This is a genomic window from Paractinoplanes aksuensis, from assembly GCF_024137025.1.
Taxonomy (GTDB): domain Bacteria; phylum Actinomycetota; class Actinomycetes; order Mycobacteriales; family Micromonosporaceae; genus Actinoplanes; species Actinoplanes aksuensis.
On record NZ_JAMYJR010000030.1, the window covers coordinates 43,184 to 61,882 of the forward strand.

Annotated in this window: 21 protein-coding genes; 14 read left to right on the plus strand and 7 right to left on the minus strand. The window is 71.0% G+C overall.

Annotated features, from left to right (window positions below; genetic code table 11):
- The first annotated feature begins 47 nt into the window (after positions 1–47).
- Entirely contained in the window at positions 48–566 is a 519-nt protein-coding gene (locus tag M1L60_RS26960; protein ID WP_253240321.1) for a CGNR zinc finger domain-containing protein, read from the plus strand.
- Between the two features lie 12 nt (positions 567–578).
- Here the strand turns inward: M1L60_RS26960 and M1L60_RS26965 are convergent, their stop codons facing one another.
- A complete protein-coding gene (locus tag M1L60_RS26965) occupies positions 579–2,768 on the minus strand; it encodes a glycoside hydrolase family 3 C-terminal domain-containing protein (protein ID WP_253240322.1) in 2,190 nt (729 codons plus the stop codon).
- A gap of 78 nt (positions 2,769–2,846) precedes the next feature.
- On the opposite strand from M1L60_RS26965, the gene M1L60_RS26970 reads away from it, so the two are divergent.
- A complete protein-coding gene (locus tag M1L60_RS26970; protein ID WP_253240323.1) occupies positions 2,847–3,404 on the plus strand; it encodes a TetR/AcrR family transcriptional regulator in 558 nt (185 codons plus the stop codon).
- A gap of 88 nt (positions 3,405–3,492) precedes the next feature.
- Entirely contained in the window at positions 3,493–3,930 is a 438-nt protein-coding gene (locus M1L60_RS26975; protein WP_253240324.1) for a CBS domain-containing protein, read from the plus strand.
- On the opposite strand, the gene M1L60_RS26980 is transcribed toward M1L60_RS26975, so the two are convergent.
- A complete protein-coding gene (locus M1L60_RS26980; RefSeq protein ID WP_253240325.1) occupies positions 3,911–4,924 on the minus strand; it encodes a glutamate-cysteine ligase family protein in 1,014 nt (337 codons plus the stop codon). The genes M1L60_RS26975 and M1L60_RS26980 overlap by 20 nt on opposite strands.
- 72 nt (positions 4,925–4,996) lie before the next feature.
- Positions 4,997–5,590 carry a TetR/AcrR family transcriptional regulator gene (locus M1L60_RS26985; protein ID WP_253240326.1) on the minus strand — a complete coding sequence of 198 codons (594 nt, stop codon included), beginning with the start codon at positions 5,588–5,590 and terminating at the stop codon, positions 4,997–4,999.
- Positions 5,591–5,703: 113 nt separating this feature from the next.
- On the opposite strand from M1L60_RS26985, the gene M1L60_RS26990 reads away from it, so the two are divergent.
- The gene (locus M1L60_RS26990) at positions 5,704–5,991 is read left to right on the plus strand and encodes a DUF1905 domain-containing protein (RefSeq protein ID WP_253240327.1); all 288 of its coding nucleotides are present in this window, start codon (positions 5,704–5,706) and stop codon (positions 5,989–5,991) included.
- Positions 5,992–5,994: 3 nt separating this feature from the next.
- On the opposite strand, the gene M1L60_RS26995 is transcribed toward M1L60_RS26990, so the two are convergent.
- Positions 5,995–6,567 (minus strand): DinB family protein, encoded by a 573-nt coding sequence (locus tag M1L60_RS26995; protein WP_253240328.1) that lies wholly within the window; start codon positions 6,565–6,567, stop codon positions 5,995–5,997.
- A gap of 93 nt (positions 6,568–6,660) precedes the next feature.
- On the opposite strand from M1L60_RS26995, the gene M1L60_RS27000 reads away from it, so the two are divergent.
- Positions 6,661–7,500, plus strand: a complete 840-nt coding sequence (locus M1L60_RS27000; RefSeq protein ID WP_253240329.1) for an alpha/beta fold hydrolase — start codon at positions 6,661–6,663, stop codon at positions 7,498–7,500.
- A gap of 10 nt (positions 7,501–7,510) precedes the next feature.
- On the plus strand, positions 7,511–7,858 hold the full coding sequence (locus M1L60_RS27005; protein ID WP_253240330.1) for a cupin domain-containing protein: 348 nt from the start codon (positions 7,511–7,513) through the stop codon (positions 7,856–7,858).
- Here the strand turns inward: M1L60_RS27005 and M1L60_RS27010 are convergent.
- Genes M1L60_RS27010 through M1L60_RS27020 form a run of 3 tightly spaced genes read right to left on the minus strand, consistent with a single transcriptional unit; the run spans position 7,803 to position 10,663 of the window.
- Positions 7,803–8,675 (minus strand): SDR family NAD(P)-dependent oxidoreductase, encoded by an 873-nt coding sequence (locus M1L60_RS27010; RefSeq protein ID WP_253240331.1) that lies wholly within the window; start codon positions 8,673–8,675, stop codon positions 7,803–7,805. The genes M1L60_RS27005 and M1L60_RS27010 overlap by 56 nt on opposite strands.
- A complete protein-coding gene (locus M1L60_RS27015; RefSeq protein WP_253240332.1) occupies positions 8,672–10,111 on the minus strand; it encodes a flavin-containing monooxygenase in 1,440 nt (479 codons plus the stop codon). The genes M1L60_RS27010 and M1L60_RS27015 overlap by 4 nt, the downstream gene beginning before the upstream one ends.
- Positions 10,112–10,159: 48 nt before the next feature.
- A complete protein-coding gene (locus M1L60_RS27020) occupies positions 10,160–10,663 on the minus strand; it encodes a GyrI-like domain-containing protein (protein WP_253240333.1) in 504 nt (167 codons plus the stop codon).
- A 216-nt stretch (positions 10,664–10,879) separates the two neighbouring features.
- Between M1L60_RS27020 and M1L60_RS27025 the strand changes: the two genes are divergently transcribed.
- The 8 genes from M1L60_RS27025 (at position 10,880) to M1L60_RS27060 (ending at position 18,698) form a co-directional block, all read left to right on the plus strand.
- Positions 10,880–11,065 (plus strand): hypothetical protein, encoded by a 186-nt coding sequence (locus M1L60_RS27025; protein WP_253240334.1) that lies wholly within the window; start codon positions 10,880–10,882, stop codon positions 11,063–11,065.
- A complete protein-coding gene (locus M1L60_RS27030; RefSeq protein WP_253240335.1) occupies positions 11,066–11,263 on the plus strand; it encodes a hypothetical protein in 198 nt (65 codons plus the stop codon).
- Between the two features lie 72 nt (positions 11,264–11,335).
- Positions 11,336–12,439: a uroporphyrinogen-III synthase gene (locus tag M1L60_RS27035; RefSeq protein ID WP_253240336.1), complete on the plus strand. Its 1,104-nt coding sequence runs from the start codon at positions 11,336–11,338 to the stop codon at positions 12,437–12,439.
- A 185-nt stretch (positions 12,440–12,624) separates the two neighbouring features.
- A complete protein-coding gene (locus M1L60_RS27040) occupies positions 12,625–13,473 on the plus strand; it encodes a sirohydrochlorin chelatase (RefSeq protein WP_253240337.1) in 849 nt (282 codons plus the stop codon).
- Positions 13,474–13,541: 68 nt separating this feature from the next.
- A complete protein-coding gene (locus tag M1L60_RS27045; protein ID WP_308208542.1) occupies positions 13,542–15,599 on the plus strand; it encodes a molybdopterin oxidoreductase family protein in 2,058 nt (685 codons plus the stop codon).
- A 2-nt stretch (positions 15,600–15,601) separates the two neighbouring features.
- Positions 15,602–15,949: a molybdopterin oxidoreductase gene (locus M1L60_RS27050; RefSeq protein WP_253240338.1), complete on the plus strand. Its 348-nt coding sequence runs from the start codon at positions 15,602–15,604 to the stop codon at positions 15,947–15,949.
- Positions 15,949–18,405, plus strand: a complete 2,457-nt coding sequence (gene nirB / locus M1L60_RS27055) for a nitrite reductase large subunit NirB (RefSeq protein ID WP_253240339.1) — start codon at positions 15,949–15,951, stop codon at positions 18,403–18,405. The genes M1L60_RS27050 and nirB overlap by 1 nt, the downstream gene beginning before the upstream one ends.
- Positions 18,402–18,698 carry a Rieske (2Fe-2S) protein gene (locus tag M1L60_RS27060; RefSeq protein WP_253240340.1) on the plus strand — a complete coding sequence of 99 codons (297 nt, stop codon included), beginning with the start codon at positions 18,402–18,404 and terminating at the stop codon, positions 18,696–18,698. Before nirB ends, M1L60_RS27060 begins: the two co-directional genes overlap by 4 nt.
- The last annotated feature ends 1 nt before the right edge of the window (position 18,699 follow it).

Consider the following 18,699-nt stretch of genomic DNA (forward strand, 5'->3'; position numbering starts at 1 on the left):
CCGGATGTCCCCTTCTCAGTCGGAGATCATCCTGGTGTAATGGCTTTGTGCATCTCAACCCTTACGGCGAGGATGCGGTGCGGCTCGCCCTCTCCCTGGTCACCGACCCGCCGGCCACCGACGACGACCTGGTCGCTCGCTGCCTCGCATACGACCTGGTCATCGAGTTGCCGGTGACTGCGTGGGACCGTCAGGCTACGGCTGAGTTCCTGGCCGAGTGGTTGACCGTGATTGACGCCACGGTGCCCGCCGAACGGGCCCGGCGCCTCAACGACCTGCTGCGGTTCGCCTCGGCCTACCCCCGGCTGACCGACCATGCCGACGACGGCTGGCACATCCACTACCGTGACCCCGACCAGCCGCTGGCCTCGGTGCTGCGCACGCTGATCAGCGTCGGCACCGCCCTGCACCTGGCCGGCCGGGGCATCCACCGGCTGGGCCGCTGCGCCGCCGACGGTTGCGCCCGCCCGTACGCCGACTTCAGCCGGACCGGGAAGCAGACCTACTGCTCCCCGGCCTGCGCCAACCGCTCAGCCGTCCGCCGCCATCGGGCGCGGGCCCGGTGACGGCGGTGGCGGTCAGGCGTTGACCTGCTTGACCATCTCGGCCACGGTGTCGACCGAGAACGGGCTGCCCGGGAACAGCGCCAGCCGGTCGAGCGGCATGCCGCCCAGCAGCTCGAACTCGCCGTCGCCGCCGGCCGCCGCCACCAGGGGGCTGTCGCCACCGGAGGCGAACGCCTCGCGCAGCACCTCGGCGCCGCGCGGGTCGGTCATCCATTCCGACACCGTCGAGTCGGCGGCCAGCGGCCAGCGCGAGTCGGGGGAGCCGGCCACCGTCACGGTCGCCGTGGCCCGCAGGTCGCGGGAGGAGGCGCCGGCGGCGAACTCGTAGTCGCCGTCCTCGACCACCCAGCGGCCGAGCCGGGTGTCCCAGTAGGCCAGGTCGTCGCGGGCGATCCGCACGGTCACCGCGGCGGTGGCGCCGGGCGCGAGGTCGACCGGGGCGAAGCCCTTCAGCTCGCGGGGAGCCCGCCGCACGCGGGAGCCGGGCTTGGCCACGTACACCTGGACGATCTCGCGACCCTCGCGAGCGCCGGTGTTGGTGACCGGGACGGTGACGTCGACGCCGTCGGGGCCGGCGACCGCGGTGGCCTCGCCGTAGCTGAACGTGGTGTACGACAGGCCGAAGCCGAACGGGTAGGACACCGGCTGCTCGCGCGCGTCGAAGCCGCGATAGCCCACGTGCAGGCCCTCGCCGTAGCGCACGAAGCCGGCCTCGCCCGGGAAGTCGAGGTGGGACGGGTGGTCGGACAGCTTCAGCGGGATCGTCTCGGCCAGGCGGCCCGACGGGTTGACCCGGCCGAAGAGAACGTCGGCGATCGCGCTGCCGCCGGCCTGACCGAGCAGCCAGGCCTCGACGAGGCCGGGCACGGACGCGTCCCAGGGGGCGGTGCGCACGACGGCGCCGTTGTTGAGCACCACGACCGTACGCGGGTTGGCCGCGACCACCCGCTCGATCAGGGCGAGGTGGGCCGCGGGCAGGTCGAGGTCGGCCCGGTCGGCGCCCTCGGTCTCGCGGGTGGTGCCGACGAAGACGACAGCCACGTCGCTGCCCTCGGCCAGCGCGACGGCCTCGGCGATCAGGGTCTCGTCGGCCGCGTCGCTGTCGGTGCGGTAGCCGGGGGCGAAACGGACCGGGGCGGTCGTGGTCGCGGTGATCTCGGTGAGCGCGTCGTCGAGCCGGGTCGGGGTGATCTGCGAGCTGCCGCCGCCCTGGTAGCGCGGGGTGCGGGCGAACTCGCCGAGCACGGCCACGGACTGGCCGTCGGTGCGTAGCGGCAGGATGTCGTCGTCGTTCTTGAGCAGCACGATGGCCCGGGCCGCGATCTCGCGGGCCAGCGCGTGATGGGCCTCGGCGTCGTACGGGCCGGTGGCCGGCGCCGACTTCTCGACCATCGCGCGGATGCGGGCCACGGCCGTCTCGAGCACCTCGGCCGGCAGCTTTCCGTCCCGTACGGCTGCGGCCACCACGGCGTCGCCGGCGTCATCGGGGCCGGGCATGGTCAGGTCGAGGCCCGCGGCCAGCGCGGCCACCCGGTCGACGACCGCGCCCCAGTCGCTGACGACCAGGCCCTCGAAGCCCCACTCGTCGCGCAGCACCTCGGTCAGCAGCCAGTGGTGCTGCGAGGCGTAGACGCCGTTGACCTTGTTGTAGGCGCACATGACGGTCCAGGGCTGGGCCTGGGTGACGACCCGCTGGAACGCGCGCAGGTAGAGCTCGCGCAGCGTGCGCTCGTCGACCTCGGCGCTCACGGTCATGCGGTCGGTCTCTTGATTGTTGACCGCGAAGTGCTTGAGCGAGGCGCCGACGCCCTTGCTCTGCAGGCCGCGCACCCACTCGGTGGCCAGCACGCCGGAGAGGATCGGGTCCTCGCTGAAATATTCGAAGTTGCGGCCACCGAGCGGGGTGCGCTTAAGGTTGATGCCGGGGCCGAGCAGCACCTGCACGTCCATAGCGCGGCACTCGTCGCCCAGCGCCTCGCCCATGCGGTGCAGCAGCGCCGGATCCCAGGTCGAGCCCGAGGCCACGGCGGGCGGGAAGCAGGTGGCGGGCCGGCCGGCCAGCATGTCGCCGGCGTCGCTCTGCAGCCGGACGCCGTGCGGCCCGTCGGTGAGCGTGATCGCGGGGACGTCGCCCGCGGCCGTCGTCTTCCAGAAGGCGCTGCCACTGGTGAGTGCGGCCTGGTCGGTCAGCTCCACGATCATCCTTACTGAGTACCTAGTAGGTAATAGCTTGTGAGTAACATACGCTTCACAGTGTGTGGCGAACAAGGGGTGAGCGAGATGTATCGGCGTGATCGGGCGCGGCTGCCGGCCGCCGAGCGCCGCCGCCAGATCGTCGAGGTGACGACCCACCTGATCGCCGAGCGCGGCTTCTGGGGCCTGTCGATGCAGGACGTCGCCGACGGCTGCGGGCTCACCGTGCCCGGCCTGCTGCACCACGTCGGCTCGAAGGACGGGCTGCTGCTGGCCGTGCTCGACCACCGCGACGAAGAGGACATACGCTCGGTCAACGAGCAGGCGCCGGCCTCACTGCGTGAGACGTGCGTGGCCCTGGTCCGGCGCAACGCGGCCCAGCCCGAGATCGTCCGGCTCTTCGCCGTGCTCGAGGCCGAGTCGCTGACCCCCGACCACCCGGCCCACGCGTACTTCAACGAGCGCCAGCAGCGCACGGTCGAGATGCTCGCCGAGCTCGCGGTCGACGCCCAGGACCCGGCCGCGCTGGCCCGCCAGGTCGTCGCCCTGATGGACGGCCTGCAACTGCAGTGGCTGCGCTATCCCGAGACGATCGACCTGGTCGCGGAGTGGGAACTGGCGTCGGCCGCGCTGTTCACCCCTTGACATCGCGCCCGCAATAGCGGCATCTAGGCGTATGCCCCGCGGCGTTGCGAGGTCCGCGGGTCGAACTCACGGCGAGGAGAGGGCGACCATGCGGATCAGCGACATTCTCCGGGTCAAGGGCGAGCGGGTGGTGACCGTGTCACCCGAGGCGGACGTGACGGAACTGCTGGCCGTCCTGGCCGAGCACAAGATCGGCGCGGTCATCGTGAGCCGCGACGGCGACCGGGTCGACGGCATCGTCAGCGAGCGCGACATCGTCCGGGCCCTGGCCGCCCGGGGCGCGGCCGTGCTGACCGAGCCGGTGGCCACGATCCACACCACCGACGTGCGCTCGGTGACCCGCGACGCCGTGCTCGACGAGGTGGAACGGCTGATGACCGAGCGCCGGTTCCGGCACGTGCCGGTGATCGAGGACGGTTCGCTGCGGGGCGTGGTCAGCATCGGCGACGTGGTCAAGTTCCGCATCGACGAGCTCGAGCACGAGCGCAGCAGCCTCGAGGAGTACATCACCGGCGAACGGGCCTGACCTCCCCGGTGCGGGCGGCGAGCACCTCGTCGGCCGGGCAGCGGCCGCGCATCACATAGCGTTCGGTGAACTCGGCCACCGCATCCCGCAGGTCACGGCGGGCGCCGTGCCGGGACAGGGTTCCGTACGCCTCGACGAAGCACCCCCGCGCGGCCGCCGCCAGCACCGGGTCGGTGAGGGCGTCGCGCGCCGCCCGCTCCCACAACCGCGGCTCGGCGGCCAGCGGCGCCGTGATCTCCTCGGCCGCCGCGGCCGCCCGCGGGTCGTCGAGCAGCACCGAGGTCACCGCGACCACGACCCGCCACCCGTCGCCGGGCGGCCGGTCGGCCACGTCGATCTCGAGGTGCCCGCGCGCGGCCACCGGCGGCCGCAGCGCGTCGACGTGCCGCACGAGATCGCTCAGCCGGGGCCGGGCGGCCGCGCGGAACGGACCGTCCGCCCCCAGCACGTACGCGGCCCAGGCCGCCCGCGGATCGGCGATCGGCGACAGGACCGGGTGGTCCCGGTGACGCGACTGCCGGGTGCTGCGCCAGCCGGTGGGCTGCCCGTCACGCAGCGGCGAGTTGGCGAAGGCGGCCGCCAGCACCGGCGCCAGCGTGTTGGCCAGCGCCCAGCGCCGCCGCAGCCCGAGCGGGCCGCCGCCGTCGAGCCCGGCCTCGAGCGAAACCCGGACACCGCCCCCGTCGTGGCCCTCCGGCGCCGCCGCCGCGCCGAGCAACGGGAGCGGGTCGGCCAGGTCGTCGGCCATGCGGTCGAGACAGGTCTCGAGCCCGGGCGACGGCGGCCCGCTGACCACCGCCAGCCGGGCCGACCGGGCGGTGAGGAACCCGTGGCGCAGCACCGGGCGCAGGGCCAGGGCCGTGAGCAGGGCGTCGGGCAGCCCGGGCGGGCCCAGCGGCAGGTCGACCTCGGCGCCGACGAAGCCGGGGGTGGCCGGCGAGAAGGCGTGCTCGGTGAGGAGCAGGGCGGCGGCTTGCTCGGTCAAGGTGGTCACGCGTCGCCTCGCTGACGGTCGCGGTCCGGCGGGAACCGCGCCACCATAGCATTCCTATCTGCTGGATAGGTATTAGCTGTTCCGCCAGGGCTTGAGACAGTGCTGGACCAGCGCGTGCTGGCGCTGGGGGTCGGCCGCTTCGGCGTCGAGCACGGCGTGCACCTGCTGCCCGACGGCGATCGACAGCAGCACATCGGCCAGGCAGTCGACGGCCAAGTGTCTTACCAATTCGCCGTCCTCGACCGCCTCGCCGAGATGGCGGCGGACCCGGGCGCCCCACATGTCCAGGGCGTCCGCCTGCCCGGCGGTGATCTGCCGGTCGACCGCCAGGCGCCCCCAGAAGCCGACCACCACCTTGGCCTCGTCCCGGGTGTGCCGGGCCATCGGCATGATCTCGCGCAGCATGGCGTCGAGCGCGGTCAGTCCACGCCGGCCCTCGGTGGCCGCGGCTATGCGGGCGTCGGTGCCGACCAGCACCTGCCGGCAGGCCGCCGCCACGACCGCGTCGAGGCTGTCGAAGTAGTGCCAGAGCGCTCCCGCGCCCACGCCCAGCTCGGCCGCGATCGCCCGGCTGCTGGCCGCGGCCGGGCCGTCCCGGCCCACCACCGAGAGGTACGCGTCGACGATCTCGCCGCGTCGCTGGTCGTGGTCCACAATCTTGGGCAACCGCCTGTCCCCGTCCCTCTCCGTGCCGCACCGCGGCGCCGCGCCGCATACCCCTCCCGCCCGCACTTACACGCCTGAATTTCGACAGAGACCGGCGTCGCTATGGTGGGGCCATGGATTTGCGGTTCACGGGGGAGATCTGGTTCTGGCGGGGCCCGGCGCCCTGGCACTTCGTCACCGTGCCCGACGAGGAGTGCGCCGCCCTCGAATCGGCGTCCTCACTGGTCAGCTATGGCTGGGGGATGATACCGGTGACGGCCCGGATCGGCGGCACCGACTGGACGACCTCGCTGTGGCCCAAGGACGGCAAATACATCGTGCCGATCAAGACAGCCGTCCGCCGCGGCGAGAAGCTCGAGATCGGCGACACCGTGACCGTACACCTGACCGTGGCGGCCTGAACCTTACCCGCGGAAGGTGAAGTGGCCGGAAACGGGCCGCCAGCCATCGGGCGGATCCTCTCCGGTGCGACCGTCGACCGACTCCCGCAGCAGGTCGGCGTGGCCGGTGTGCCGGCTGTACTCCTCCACGAGGTCGAACACGATGCGTCGCAGGCTGAAGCGGGCGCCGTCGGGCAGCGGCCGGCTTGCCAGCTGGTCGAGACCACCGTCGGCCAGCGCGGCGTCGAGCCGGGTCCGCGACCGGGCGACCGCGTCGTCGTACCGCGCGTACAACGACGCCGGTTCGTCGTCGGCGGCCGAGTTGAACTCCGCGTCCTCGTCGTCCGGATCGAGGTCGTCCCAGCCCGTCAGCGGTTCGCCGAAGAACCTCGTGGCGATCTTGTAATCCTCGACCAGGGCCAGATGCTTGAGCAGGCCGCCCAGGGTCAGCGTGGAAGGGCCCAGCCGGGCGCTCAGGCCGGTGGCGTCGAGGCCGTCGACCTTCCAGCGGAAGGTCGCGCGCTGCCGTTCGAGCGCGCCCAGCAGATGTCCGGTCTCGGTGCCGGCCAGCGGCGGCTCCCAGGGAATGTCGGTCATGCCCCGACCATAGTGGCCATTCCGGACGGTCGGCTTCCGGAAACCGTGGGCTCCCGGTCCGCCGGGCGGGCGCGCGGGCAGTAGGGTCGCCGCGTGACTGAGCACGAACGGCGCGACATCGCCGGACTCACCTGCGCCGACTGGAACTCCGCGGCGGCCGGCCCGGCCGTGCTGGCGCTGCACGGGCTGACCAACACGTCCGAGGTGTGGCGGGCGCTGGCCGAGGCGGTGCCGGGCACCCGGGTGGTCGCGCCCGACCTGCCGGGGCGTGGCGGATCGCTGACCGCCCAGGCCGCGCCGGGGCTGGCCGGGCACGCGGCCGAGGTGGTGCGGATGGCCGACGAGTGCGGGCTCGACGACGTGGTGCTGGTCGGCCACTCGATGGGCGGCTACCTGGCGCCCCTGGTGGCGGCGAAACTGGGTTCCCGCGTACGTAAATTGGTGTTGCTCGACGGCGGCGTGCTGCCCGAGCCGCGATGGACGCTGCGCCCGCTCGTCGTACGCGCGCAGTGGAAGTTGATCGTGCGCCCGCTCGGCAAGGCCTTCCCCGACGCGGACACGTTCGTCGACCAGGTGGAGGGCCGGGCCATCGCCCGCCGCCCCGACCTGCGGCCCCGGCTGCAGCAGTGGGCGGCCTACCTGCTCGACCCGGCCGGCCGGCCCCGCACCGACAACGCCCGCCTGGTCGACGACGCCGTCGACACGCTGACCGGCGAGGCCACCCTGCCGTTGCTGGCCGGGCTCGACGTTCCCGTCCACGTGATCCTGGCCGAGCACGACGGCGACGACTCCACCCGCCCGTTCATCACCGACCGCGCCCTCGAGGCGGGCCGGGCCCAGCTGCCCCGCCTCACCGCCGAACGTATCCCGGCCAACCACGTGACGATGCTGTTCCACGACGCGACGCCCCGAGCGGTCTTTGCGGAGCAGTAGGGTCCCGCGCGTGGAGATTCTGGATTACGGGGCGGACACGGGCCGGACGATCGAGGCGTACGGCAGCGTGGGTCTCACGGCCAAGGCCGTGGTGCGGGCCGACAACCTTGCGGTGACCGTTCTGCGGGTGGCGGCCGGTGGCGAGGTCGGCCGGCATCCGGCGCCGGTGGGCCAGTTGATGCTGCTGACCGAGGGTAGCGGGTCGGTGCGGTCGGGCGACGGCGAATGGCGGACCGTCGTGGCCGGCCAGGGCGTGATGTGGCAGCCGGGCGAGGAGCACACCACCCGCGCGGCCGAGGACCTCACTCTTGTCGTGCTGGAGATGGACGGTCTCGAGCCGGCCGTGTCCGGCCGTTGACCGCGGCGGTGACCAGGGCGATCAGCTTCGTGTGGCCGACCGGGGCGAGGCGGGCCAGCAGGTCGGGGAGTTTGGCGCTGGAGGCGATCAGCAGGCGGGCCCGGCGGCGGGTCACGGCGTCGAGGATCTGGGCCGCGGCCTTCTCGGCCGGGAAGGTCAGCAGGGCGTCGAACGACTTCAGTTGCGGGGCCAGTTCGGCCACGGGCACCTTGCTGCCGATGCGGGCGTTGACGGCGATGCTGGTGCGGATGCCGCCCGGGTGCACGGTGGTCACGCCCACGCCGTTCTCGGACAGTTCGGCCCGCAGCACCTGGCTCAGGCCGCGCAGGGCGAACTTGCTGGCCGAGTACGCGCTCTGCCCGTACGGCGCGATCAGGCCGAACAGGCTGGACACGTTGACCAGGTGGCCGCCCGGAGTCGCGGTCAGCGCGGGCAGCAGGGCGTGGGTCAGCAGCATCGGGGCGCGGAAGTTCACGTTCATCACGGTCTCGAACTCGTCCACCGTGATCTGGTCGAAGCGGCCGCCGAGGGCGATCCCGGCGTTGTTGATCAGCAGCCCGAGCCGGGGATGGGCGGCCAGCACCTGATCGGCGACGGCGGTGACCTGGTCCCGGTCGCTCAGATCGGCCTTGATCGTCTCGACGGTCAGTGCCGGGTGAGCCTCGCGGATGCGGGCCGCGACGTCGTCCAACGGCGAGACGTCGACCAGCACGAGATGACTGCCGCGGCGGGCCAGACCGTACGCCAGTTGCTCGCCGATGCCGCTGGCGGCGCCGGTCAGGACGGCGGTGCGCCCGGCGAACCGGTACGGGGTCATGGGGTTGCCTCCTGGAAGGTCATGTCGCGGGTGACGTCGGCCCGCGGGGTGGTGATCACGTCCCGCAGGTAGTTCTGCCGCACGATCCACGGCGCCCGGTCGCCCTGGCGCGGGAAGAGGTCGAGCGCGCGCTGCACGTACCCCGACGACAGGTCGAGCAGCGGCCGGCCGGTGCCGCCGGGCGAGGTCGGGGTGGCCACGGCGAGCCCGTGCCGGTCCATGTGCCGCAGCAGCCGCATGACGTAGCGGTGCGAGAGGTCGGCCCGCAGCGTCCACGACGCGTTGACGTACCCGATGCAATAGGCCAAATTCGGTACGCCGCTGAGCATCAACCCACGGTAGGCCGCGCGCTCGCCGATCTTCACCAGGGCGCCGTCGACCGACACTTCGACGCCCCCGATGGGCAGCAGTCGCAGGCCGGTGGCCGAGACGACGATGTCGGCCTCGAGCACGCGCCCCGAGCGCAGCCGGATGCCCGACGGCACGAACCGGTCGATGTGGTCGGTGACCACCGACGCCCGGCCGGCGCGGATCTCTTCCCACAGGTCGCCGCCCGGGATCACGCAGAGCCGCTGGTCCCACGGGTCGTAGGTGGGCTTGAAGTGCTCGTCCACATAGGCCTCGTCGCCGAGCCCGCGCACCGCCATCTTGCGCAACGCTCGGCGCACGCGCTGCGGCCGGCGCCGCGCGAGCTGATAGAAGCCCTGGGTGAGCAGGATGTTCTTGGCCCGGGCGAGCGCGTTGGCGGGCCGCGCCGGCAGCACCCGGCGCAGGGCGTCGGCGATCACATCGCGGCGGGGGAGCGAGGTCAGGTACGTGGGGGAGCGCTGCAGCATCGTCACGTGCGCGGCGGTCGGTGACATCGCGGGCACCAGCGTCACGGCGGTCGCACCACTGCCGATCACGACGACGCGCCGGCCCCGATAGTCGAGGTCGCTCGGCCACGACTGTGGATGAACGATCCGGCCGCCGAAAGCGGACAGGCCGGGGAAATCGGGCTGGTACCCGGCCTCGTACGAGTAGTAGCCCGTGCAGGCGTACAGAAAACCGCAGGTCAGCGTGGAACCGTCGACCAGTCGCACGGTCCAGCGCGATTCGCGCGACGACCAGTCGGCCGTCACCACCCTGGCCCCGAACCGGATGTGGCTCGTGATCCCGGCGTCGTTCGCGGTCTCCCGGATGTAGGCCCGGATCTTGTCCCCCGAGGCCAGCGACTGCGTGTCGGTCCACGGCCGGAAGGGGTAGCTCAGCGTGAACATGTCCGAATCGGAACGCACGCCCGGGTAGCGGAACAGATCCCAGGTGCCGCCGATCGCCTCCCGAGCCTCCAGAATCGCGTACGTCTTGCCGGGAAACGCCGCCTGCAGACGCCACGCGGCCCCGACCCCGGACAGACCCGCCCCGATGATCAGGACGTCGAACTGGTCACCGTCCATGGCTGGTCTCCTCCCGGTACGCCGGCGTTCCTCTACCAGAGGTATCTGTTACCCCTGAGTAACGTCAAGCATGCGGACGGCGAGCTCGATCTGCCAGCGGGTCTTCATCCGCTCGGTGCGGGGGTCGGTGAGGTAGGCCTCGTAGCGGCAGGCGAAGCGGTCGCCGGTGGGATTCTCGAGGACGTCCATCGGGAGGTTCTGGGCGCGGATCCAGGTGAGCAGGGTTTTGTTGGCCTGGCGGCCGTGGTTGACGTATTTCAGGAATGCGTAGTCGCCGGCGGGGAGGGTGCCGGGTATTACGCGGTTGTCGCCGTTCACGGGCTTGTCCAGGATGACGCCTACTTCTACGTCCATGTCGGCTTCCATTGCTACGACGTGCAGGCGGAAGAACGTGTGGCCGTAGGTCAGGTCGCGGGTGTCGAGCCATGTGTAGAGCTCGTCCATGAGTTTGTCGCGGACGGCGAACATGCCGCGGAACGGGGTCACCACGCGGATGCCGGCGGTGTGCTGTTCGGGGCGGGTGGCCACGGCGGGACCCTCGAGAATCTCCACTCCGGCAGATTAGTGGCCCTCTTGGTTACGTACGGAAATGGGTCTGTGACTCTTTGTGAGCGTACGAATGTGATTCTGTCTGATCGCGCTCTTGACCTCGGACTTTAGGGTTTTCGGCGGGGCGGATCGGGGGGTGGAAAAGGTCGGACCGCCGTGTGAGATTGGTTCGCGGTGTCTGCGCTCGAACGCGCGGCTGAAGCGTTCGAGGAGGATCGGTTGGACAGCGCTGACTTCGCCCTGCAGGCCTACGACGAGGGGCGGGCCGACGGTGTGGCCGGGCGTCGCGACCAGGAACGCGGGCAGGACGCGGACTATCGCGTGGGTGTGGCCGACGGCGAGCTCGAGGCGTTCGAGACCGACCTGATCGCGGCCATCCGCAAGGCGATGGACGGCAAGCGCTGAATGGACGACGAGATCTTCGCGTACGTCACGGGGCGGTCCGACGGCATCGCCGGGCACCGTGACCCGGTGCGCGCGGCCGACGTGACCACCGGGGCGGACTACCGGATGGGGTTCCTGGACGGGCGGATCGAAGTGTTCCACCTGCTCGCCGCCGTGCGCCGGATCCAGGACGAGTCGGACGGCGACTTCCTGCGCTGAGGTGACACCGGCTTATTGCCCCCGAAACACGGCGACGACATTGCGGTAACCGGGCCTGGGAACGCTGACGGGATGACCGAGGGCGCACTGACCGGCTTCACCGTGGCCGTGACCGCGGAACGGCGGCGCGACGAGATGGCCGCGCTGCTCACCCGGCGCGGCGCCCGGGTCGTCACCGCCTCGGCCATCAGCATCGTGCCGCTGGCCGACGACGACGCGCTGCACGCGGCCACCGAGGCCTGCATCGGGCTCGCCCCCGACCTGGTCGTGGCCACCACCGGATTCGGATTCCGCGGCTGGCTCGAGGCGGCCGAGGGCTGGGGCCTGGCCGAACGGCTGCGCGAGGTGCTGGGCCGGGCCCGGATCATCGCGCGCGGGCCCAAACCGTGCGGGGCGATCCGCGCGGCCGGGCTCACCGAGGACTGGGCCGCCCCGACCGAGTCGACCGACGAGATCCTGGAACGACTGCTGGCCGAGGGGGTCGCCGGGCAGCGGATCGTGGTGCAGGAGCACGGCGAGCCCCAGACCGAGTTCGTGGCCGCCCTGCGCGGGGCGGGCGCGGCGGTCGTCGAAGTGCCGGTGTACCGCTGGGTGCTTCCGTCCGACCTGGGTCCCGTACGCCGCCTGGTCGATCAGATCGCGGCCGGGCAGATCGACGCCGTGACGTTCACGAGCGCGCCCGCGGTCAAGGCGTTCCTGCAGGTGGCGGGGGAGTCCGAGGCGGTCGTGCTGGAGCGGTTGGCCGGCGGCACCCTGGCCGCGTGCGTCGGGCCGGTCACGGCGGCTCCGCTGGCCGAGAAGGGGGTGCCGTTCGTCATGCCGGAGCGGTACCGGCTCGGGGCGCTGATCAAGACGTTGACCGATGAGCTGCCGCGGCGGTCGGTGAAGCTGGGGGTGGCCGGGTCGACGCTCGAGATGCGGGGGCACGCGGTGCTCATCGACGGGGTGCCGCACACGCTGGCACCGGCGGCGATGGCGATCCTGACCTCGTTGGCGGCGCGGCCCGGGGTGGTGGTGTCGAAAGAGCAGTTGATCGCGGCTCTGCCCCGGGGCAATGACGGGCATGCGGTTGACGTTGCTGTGGCTCGGTTGCGGAGTGCGCTCGGGTCCGGCCGCCACATCGAGACGGTCATCAAGCGCGGCTACCGGCTGCGCCTGGACGAGCCCGCCGCCTGAGATTTTGCGTTGCCGGGGCCGATTTCCTGGTCGGAGCGGCTTCCTGGCCGGGGCCGCCCTCTTGGCCGGTGCGGCTTTCTGGCCGGGGCTGCCCTCTTGGCCGATGCGGCTTTCTCGGCCGGCGAGCGCAACAGCTGAACGGCCGCAACGTCGCGGTGAAGCCCTCATGATCGGAAGGCCTTCGCATGCCCGCTCTCATTGCCGTTGCTCACGGAACCCGCAGCCCCGCCGGTCAGGCGCAGATCCGCGACCTCGTCGCCCGGGTCGCCGCTCGCCGGCCTGGTCTGGACGTCCGCCTCGCCTACGTGGACGTGCAGGAGCCCAAGGTCGCCGAGCTCACCCGCGTGCTGCCCGATGCGGTAGTGGTCCCTCTGCTGCTTTCCGCCGGCTATCACGTACGGGTCGACATCGCCGAAGCCGTGGCCGGCACCTCGATTCCGGTGACGAAGCCGCTGGGACCCGATGACGTGCTGCTCGCCGCCATGATGCGCCGGCTGCCCGACGCCGACGCCGTGGTGCTGGCCGCGGCCGGTTCGTCCGACCCCGCCTGGCGCGCCGACGTCGAGAAAGTGGCGTCCGATCTTGATCTTGCGGGGTGCCGCCGCCTCCCCCGCCCGCCCGGGGTTGGGGTTGGTGGTGGGGGCAATCCTACTCAGCGCCAAGTCAACGGAAGCGAGTTGTCCACAGGCGCCGACGGTCCAGCCCGGCATCCATCCACAGGCGCCGACGGTCCGGCTCGGTTCCCGTTCGCAGGCGCTGATGGTCCGGGCGGGTACCGTGCTCCGGTCTCCGTCGGATACGTCTCCGGGCCGGGGCCTCGGGTGGCCGACCTCGTCGCCGGCCTCCGGCAGCGCGGTGCCCGGAGAATTGCCGTAGCCTCGTACTTCCTCGCCGACGGCCTGTTCTATCGCAGCCTGCACAAGGCCGGCGCCGACGCCGTCACCCCGCCGCTCTGTCTCGACCCCGCCGTGACCGACCTCGTGCTCCGCCGGTACGAATCCGCTCTCCTCACATCGGCCGAGCGCCGCTTGTAGGGTTTTTCGTACGCCGCCGCAACGGCCACGGTCTCGCCGCTAAACAATCAGCTCCGAGTATTCGGGGTGTGACGGCGACCGATACGCACTGCCCCTACTGCGCCCTGCAGTGCGGCATGACGCTGACCCCCGAGATTCCGCGGGTCCGGCTCGAGCCGCGCGATTTCCCGGTCAACAAGGGCGGCCTGTGCGCCAAGGGTTTCACCGCGGCCGATCTGCTCGACCACAAGGATCGGCTGCTTACCCCGCTCGTGCGCAAAAGCGACCGGAACAGCCCGCTGCGCGAGGCCACCTGGGACGAAGCGCTCGACCGCATTACCGCCGCCATCACTACCGCGCAGCAGAAGTACGGACGGGACAGCGTCGGCGCTTTCGGCGGGGGCGGGCTGACCAACGAGAAGGCGTACGCGCTCGGCAAGTTCGTGCGGGTGACGTTGCGCAGCTCTTCGATCGACTACAACGGGCGCTTCTGCATGTCGAGCGCGGCCACCGCGGCCAACCGTTCCTTCGGTATCGACCGCGGGTTGCCGTTCCCGATCGAGGACATCGCTCAGGCGAAGACCGTTCTGCTGGTGGGGGCGAATCCGGCCGATGCCATGCCGCCGAGCATGCAATACCTGGACGCGGGGCGGGAGCACGGCGCCCGCCACATCGTCGTCGACCCGCGGCGGACGAATACGGCGGCCGGGGCCTATCTGCACCTGCAACCGTTGCCGGGCACGGATCTGGCGCTGGCCAACGGATTGCTGCATATCGCCATTCGCGAGGGGTACGTCGACCACGACTATATCGCGGCGCGCACGACCGGATTCGAGGCCGTGAAGGCGGCCACCAACTCGTATTGGCCGGAGCGGGTCGAGCGCCTGACCGGCGTACCGGAGAACCGGCTGCGGGAAACGGTGCGCCTGCTCGCGACGGCGGGCCCGGCGATGATTCTGACCGCCCGCGGCGCCGAGCAGCACAGCAACGGCACCGACACCGCGCAGGCGTACCTCAATCTGGCTCTGGCTCTCGGTCTGGTCGGCCGGCCCTTCTCCGGGTACGGGACCATCACCGGGCAGGGCAACGGTCAGGGCGGCCGCGAGCACGGGCAGAAGGCTGATCAGCTGCCGGGCTACCGGAAACTGGACGATCCGGCGGCTCGGAAACACGTGGCCGCCGTGTGGGGAATCGATCCCGACGACCTTCCGGGGCCGGGCAAGTCGGCGTACGAAATGCTGACCGACGACCGCCTGCGGGTGCTCATGGTGCTGGCCAGCAACATTGTCGTCAGTGCCCCGCACAGCAATCACGTGCGCAGCAAGCTGGAAGCCCTCGATTTCCTCGTCGTCTCCGACATTTTCCGGTCCGAGACGGCCGAGCTCGCCGATGTCGTTCTCCCCGTCGCCCAGTGGGCCGAGGAGGAGGGCACGATGACCAATCTCGAGGGCCGCGTTCTGCGCCGCAAACGTGCGTTGCCGCCGCCGCCCGACGTGAAGTCCGACCTCGAGATGCTCGCCGAACTGGCGGCGCGTCTGGGTCGGCACGAAAGCAGCGACCCCCGCGTGGTCTTCGACGAGTTGCGCCGGGCCAGTGCGGGCGGCATCGCCGATTACGCCGGTATCACCTATGAGCGGATCGAGCGCGAGGACGGCGTTTTCTGGCCCTGCCCCAGCGAGGACCATCCGGGCACGCCCCGTCTTTTCGCGGACGGCTTCCCGACCGCGAACGGCAAGGCGAAACTCATCGCCGTTCATCATCGGGACCCGGCCGAGATGCCGGACAAGCAATTCCCGTACGTGCTGACGACCGGCCGCAACATGCAGCACTACCAGAGCGGCACTCAGACCCGGCGGGTGAAGGCGCTCAACGTGGCGCTGCCCGAGCCTCGCGCCGAGATCCACCCCGACCTGGCCCGCCGCCACGGCATCAACGACGGCGACCTGGTCGAACTGCGCAGCCGCCGCGGCGTCGCGGTGCTGCGGGCCCGGCTCTCCGACGGGATCCGCCCGGACACCGTCTTCGCCCCCTTCCACTGGCCGGGCGCGAACGCGCTGACCGATCCGGCCCTCGACCCGCACTCGCGGATGCCCGCCTTCAAGGCGTGCGCGGTCGCCATCACCCGGCATGAGAAAGGAACCGATTAGCGGTGCACTCCACCCCACGATTCCTGCAAGGCGTCTTTTCGTTCGAGGGCAAGGGTCTCGAACGGCCCGCGCCGATCGATCCGGCCCTGTCCTACGTGGTGCCGAACGGCATCACCGCGCAGGCCGTCTATTTCCGGGGCGGCAACGCCGCGGCCGAACTCGTCAGCGTGGTGCTGATGCGCGACGGCAGCCCGATGCGCTATTTCCCGATCGGGGCCAAGAGTGACGTCCACGTGCCGCTGCGCGTGGTCGAGGATCTGGCCGCGGGCACGACCGTGGAGCTGTGGCTGGCCGCGCCGGTCGGGGTCTCCGGCGCCGTCGTCGTCGACCTCGGGCTGGTGGAGATCTGATGCGGCCGCGCCTGGTCGTCATCGGCAACGGCATGGCCGGGGCCCGCACGGTCGAGGAGATCCTCGCCCGCGGCGGCGACTTCGACATCACGATGTTCGGCGACGAGCCGTACGGCAACTACAACCGCATCATGTTGTCCAACGTGCTCGCGGGCGTCGAGGACGAGTCCGGCATCTTCCTGAACGACCTTTCCTGGTACGCCGACAACAACATCACGCTGCACACGGGCACCCGGATCGAGCGCATCGACCGCCACGCCAAGCGGGTCTACTGCGAGGACGGCACCGAGACCCCGTACGACAAGCTCATCATCGCCACCGGCAGCCGCGCCTTCGTGCCGCCGATCCCCGGTCTGCACCGGCCCGGCCGCGGCTACCACCAGGGCGTGTTCGCGTTCCGCACGCTCGACGACACGCGCTCGATGATCCGGTACGCCCGGGAGCACGAGCGCGCGGTCGTCATCGGCGGCGGGCTGCTCGGGCTGGAGGCGGCCCGGGGCCTGCAGAACCACCTGCCGCACGTCACGCTGATCCACGCCGCCGGTCACCTGATGAACGCGCAGCTGAACGAGGTCGCGGGCGAGACGCTGCGGGCCACCATCGAGGCCAAGCTCGGCATCGAGGTCGTCGTCAACGGGCGTACGACCGAGATTCAGGGCAAGCACGCGGTGACCGGGGTCAAACTCGGCGACGGGCGGGTCATCCCGTGCGACGTCGTGGTGGTGGCGGCCGGCATCCGGGCCAACGCCGAGATGGCCGCGGCCAGCGGGCTGGTCGTCGAGCGGGGCATCGTCGTCGACGACCAGATGCGCTGCCAGGACGAGGACGACATCTACGCCGTGGGGGAGTGCGCCCAGCACCGGGGCGAGACCTACGGGCTGGTCGCGCCGCTGTGGGACCAGGCCAAGGTGCTGGCCGACCACGTCACGGGCGTCAACCCGTACGCCGAATATCACGGGTCGCAGGTGGCGACCAAGCTCAAGGTGGCCGGCGTCGACGTGGCGGCCATGGGTCTGCAGGCGCCCGAACGGGACGACGACGAGTCGCTCACGTTCACCGAGCCGCGTAAGGGCATCTACAAGAACGTCATCATCCGCGACGGCCGGCTGGTCGGGGCCACGATGGTCGGCGACGTCAAGAAGGTCGCGTTCCTCATGCAGGCCTTCGACCGCGGGCTGGCCCTGCCCGAGGAGCGGGCCGAGCTCATGTTCGACCTGGGCGGCCCGGCTGGTGAGGTCAAGGTCGAGGAGATGGCCGACGACGAACAGGTCTGCAATTGCAACGGCGTCAGCAAGGGCGCGATCTGCGGAGTGGTCCAGGGTGGCTGCAAGACGGTCACCGGAGTCATGGACAAGACCCGCGCCGGAAAGGGCTGTGGCACCTGCAAGCCGCTCGTGCAGCGGATCGTCGAATGGGCCGCGGGCGGCGAGGTCGAGGAGGACCCGGCCGCCTCCTTCTACGTGCCGGGCATTCCGATGCCCAAGCCGGAACTGATGAACGCGATCCGGTTGCACTCGCTCAAATCCGTGTCGGCCGTCTTCGCGACGCTGGGCGGTGAGGAGGACGCGAAAAGCAAGATGGGCCTCGCGTCGCTGCTCAAAATGATGTGGGGCGGCGACTACGTGGATGAGCGCGACGCCCGGTTCATCAACGACCGGGTGCACGCCAACATCCAGCGCGACGGCACGTTCTCGGTGGTGCCGCAGATGAAGGGCGGCGTCACCACTCCGGCCCAGCTGCGGCGCATCGCCGAGGTGGCCGAGAAGCACGACGTGCCGATGGTGAAGCTCACCGGTGGACAACGGATCGACCTGCTCGGCATCCCCAAGGAGAAGCTGCCCGAGGTCTGGGCCGATCTGGATATGCCATCCGGTTACGCGTACGGCAAGAGCTTCCGGACGGTCAAGACCTGTGTCGGCTCGGACTTCTGCCGGTTCGGGGTCGGCGACTCGACCGCCCTGGGGATCGCGCTCGAGGAGCGCTATCAGGGCATCGAAGGGCCGGGCAAGATGAAACTCGCGGTCACCGGCTGCCCGCGGAACTGTGCCGAGGCGTACGTGAAGGATCTCGGAGTTGTCGCCATCGACGGCGGCAAATGGGAGATCTACGTCGGCGGTGCGGCCGGCGCCCACATCCGCAAGGGGGATCTGCTCACGACGGTCAGCACCCCTGAAGAAGTCATCACGCTGACCGGGCGGTTCCTGCAGTACTACCGCGAGAACGCGAATTGGCTGGAGCGGACGTACGCGTTCGTGCCGCGCGTCGGCATCGACCGGGTGCGCGAGATCGTGGTCGACGACGCCGACGGCATCGCCGCAGCTCTCGACGCCGCGATGGCCGCCTCGGTCGCTGCCTACCGCGATCCCTGGAAGGACCGCGAGGAACCGGCAACCCCGGGCCAATTCCGTACGTCACTGCCGTTGACCGTCCTGCCGCAGGTCCCGGTGCGCGCATGAGGGCCATCGGGTTTCTCGACGAGATCCCGCCCGGTGAGGGACGGACCTTCGCCGTCGACGGGGAGATGGTCGCCGTCTTCCGCCTGCGGGACGGTTCCGTACGCGCCACGCAAGCGGTCTGCCCGCACAAGGGCGGCCCGCTGGCCGACGGCCAGATCGACCTCAAGCAGGTCGTCTGCCCGCTGCACCTGAACGCCTGGGACCTCAGCACCGGCTGCTCGCTCAGCGGCCAGCCGGACGTCGCGGTCTACCCGGTGCGCATCGACGACAACAAGATCCTGCTGGGGGAATGAC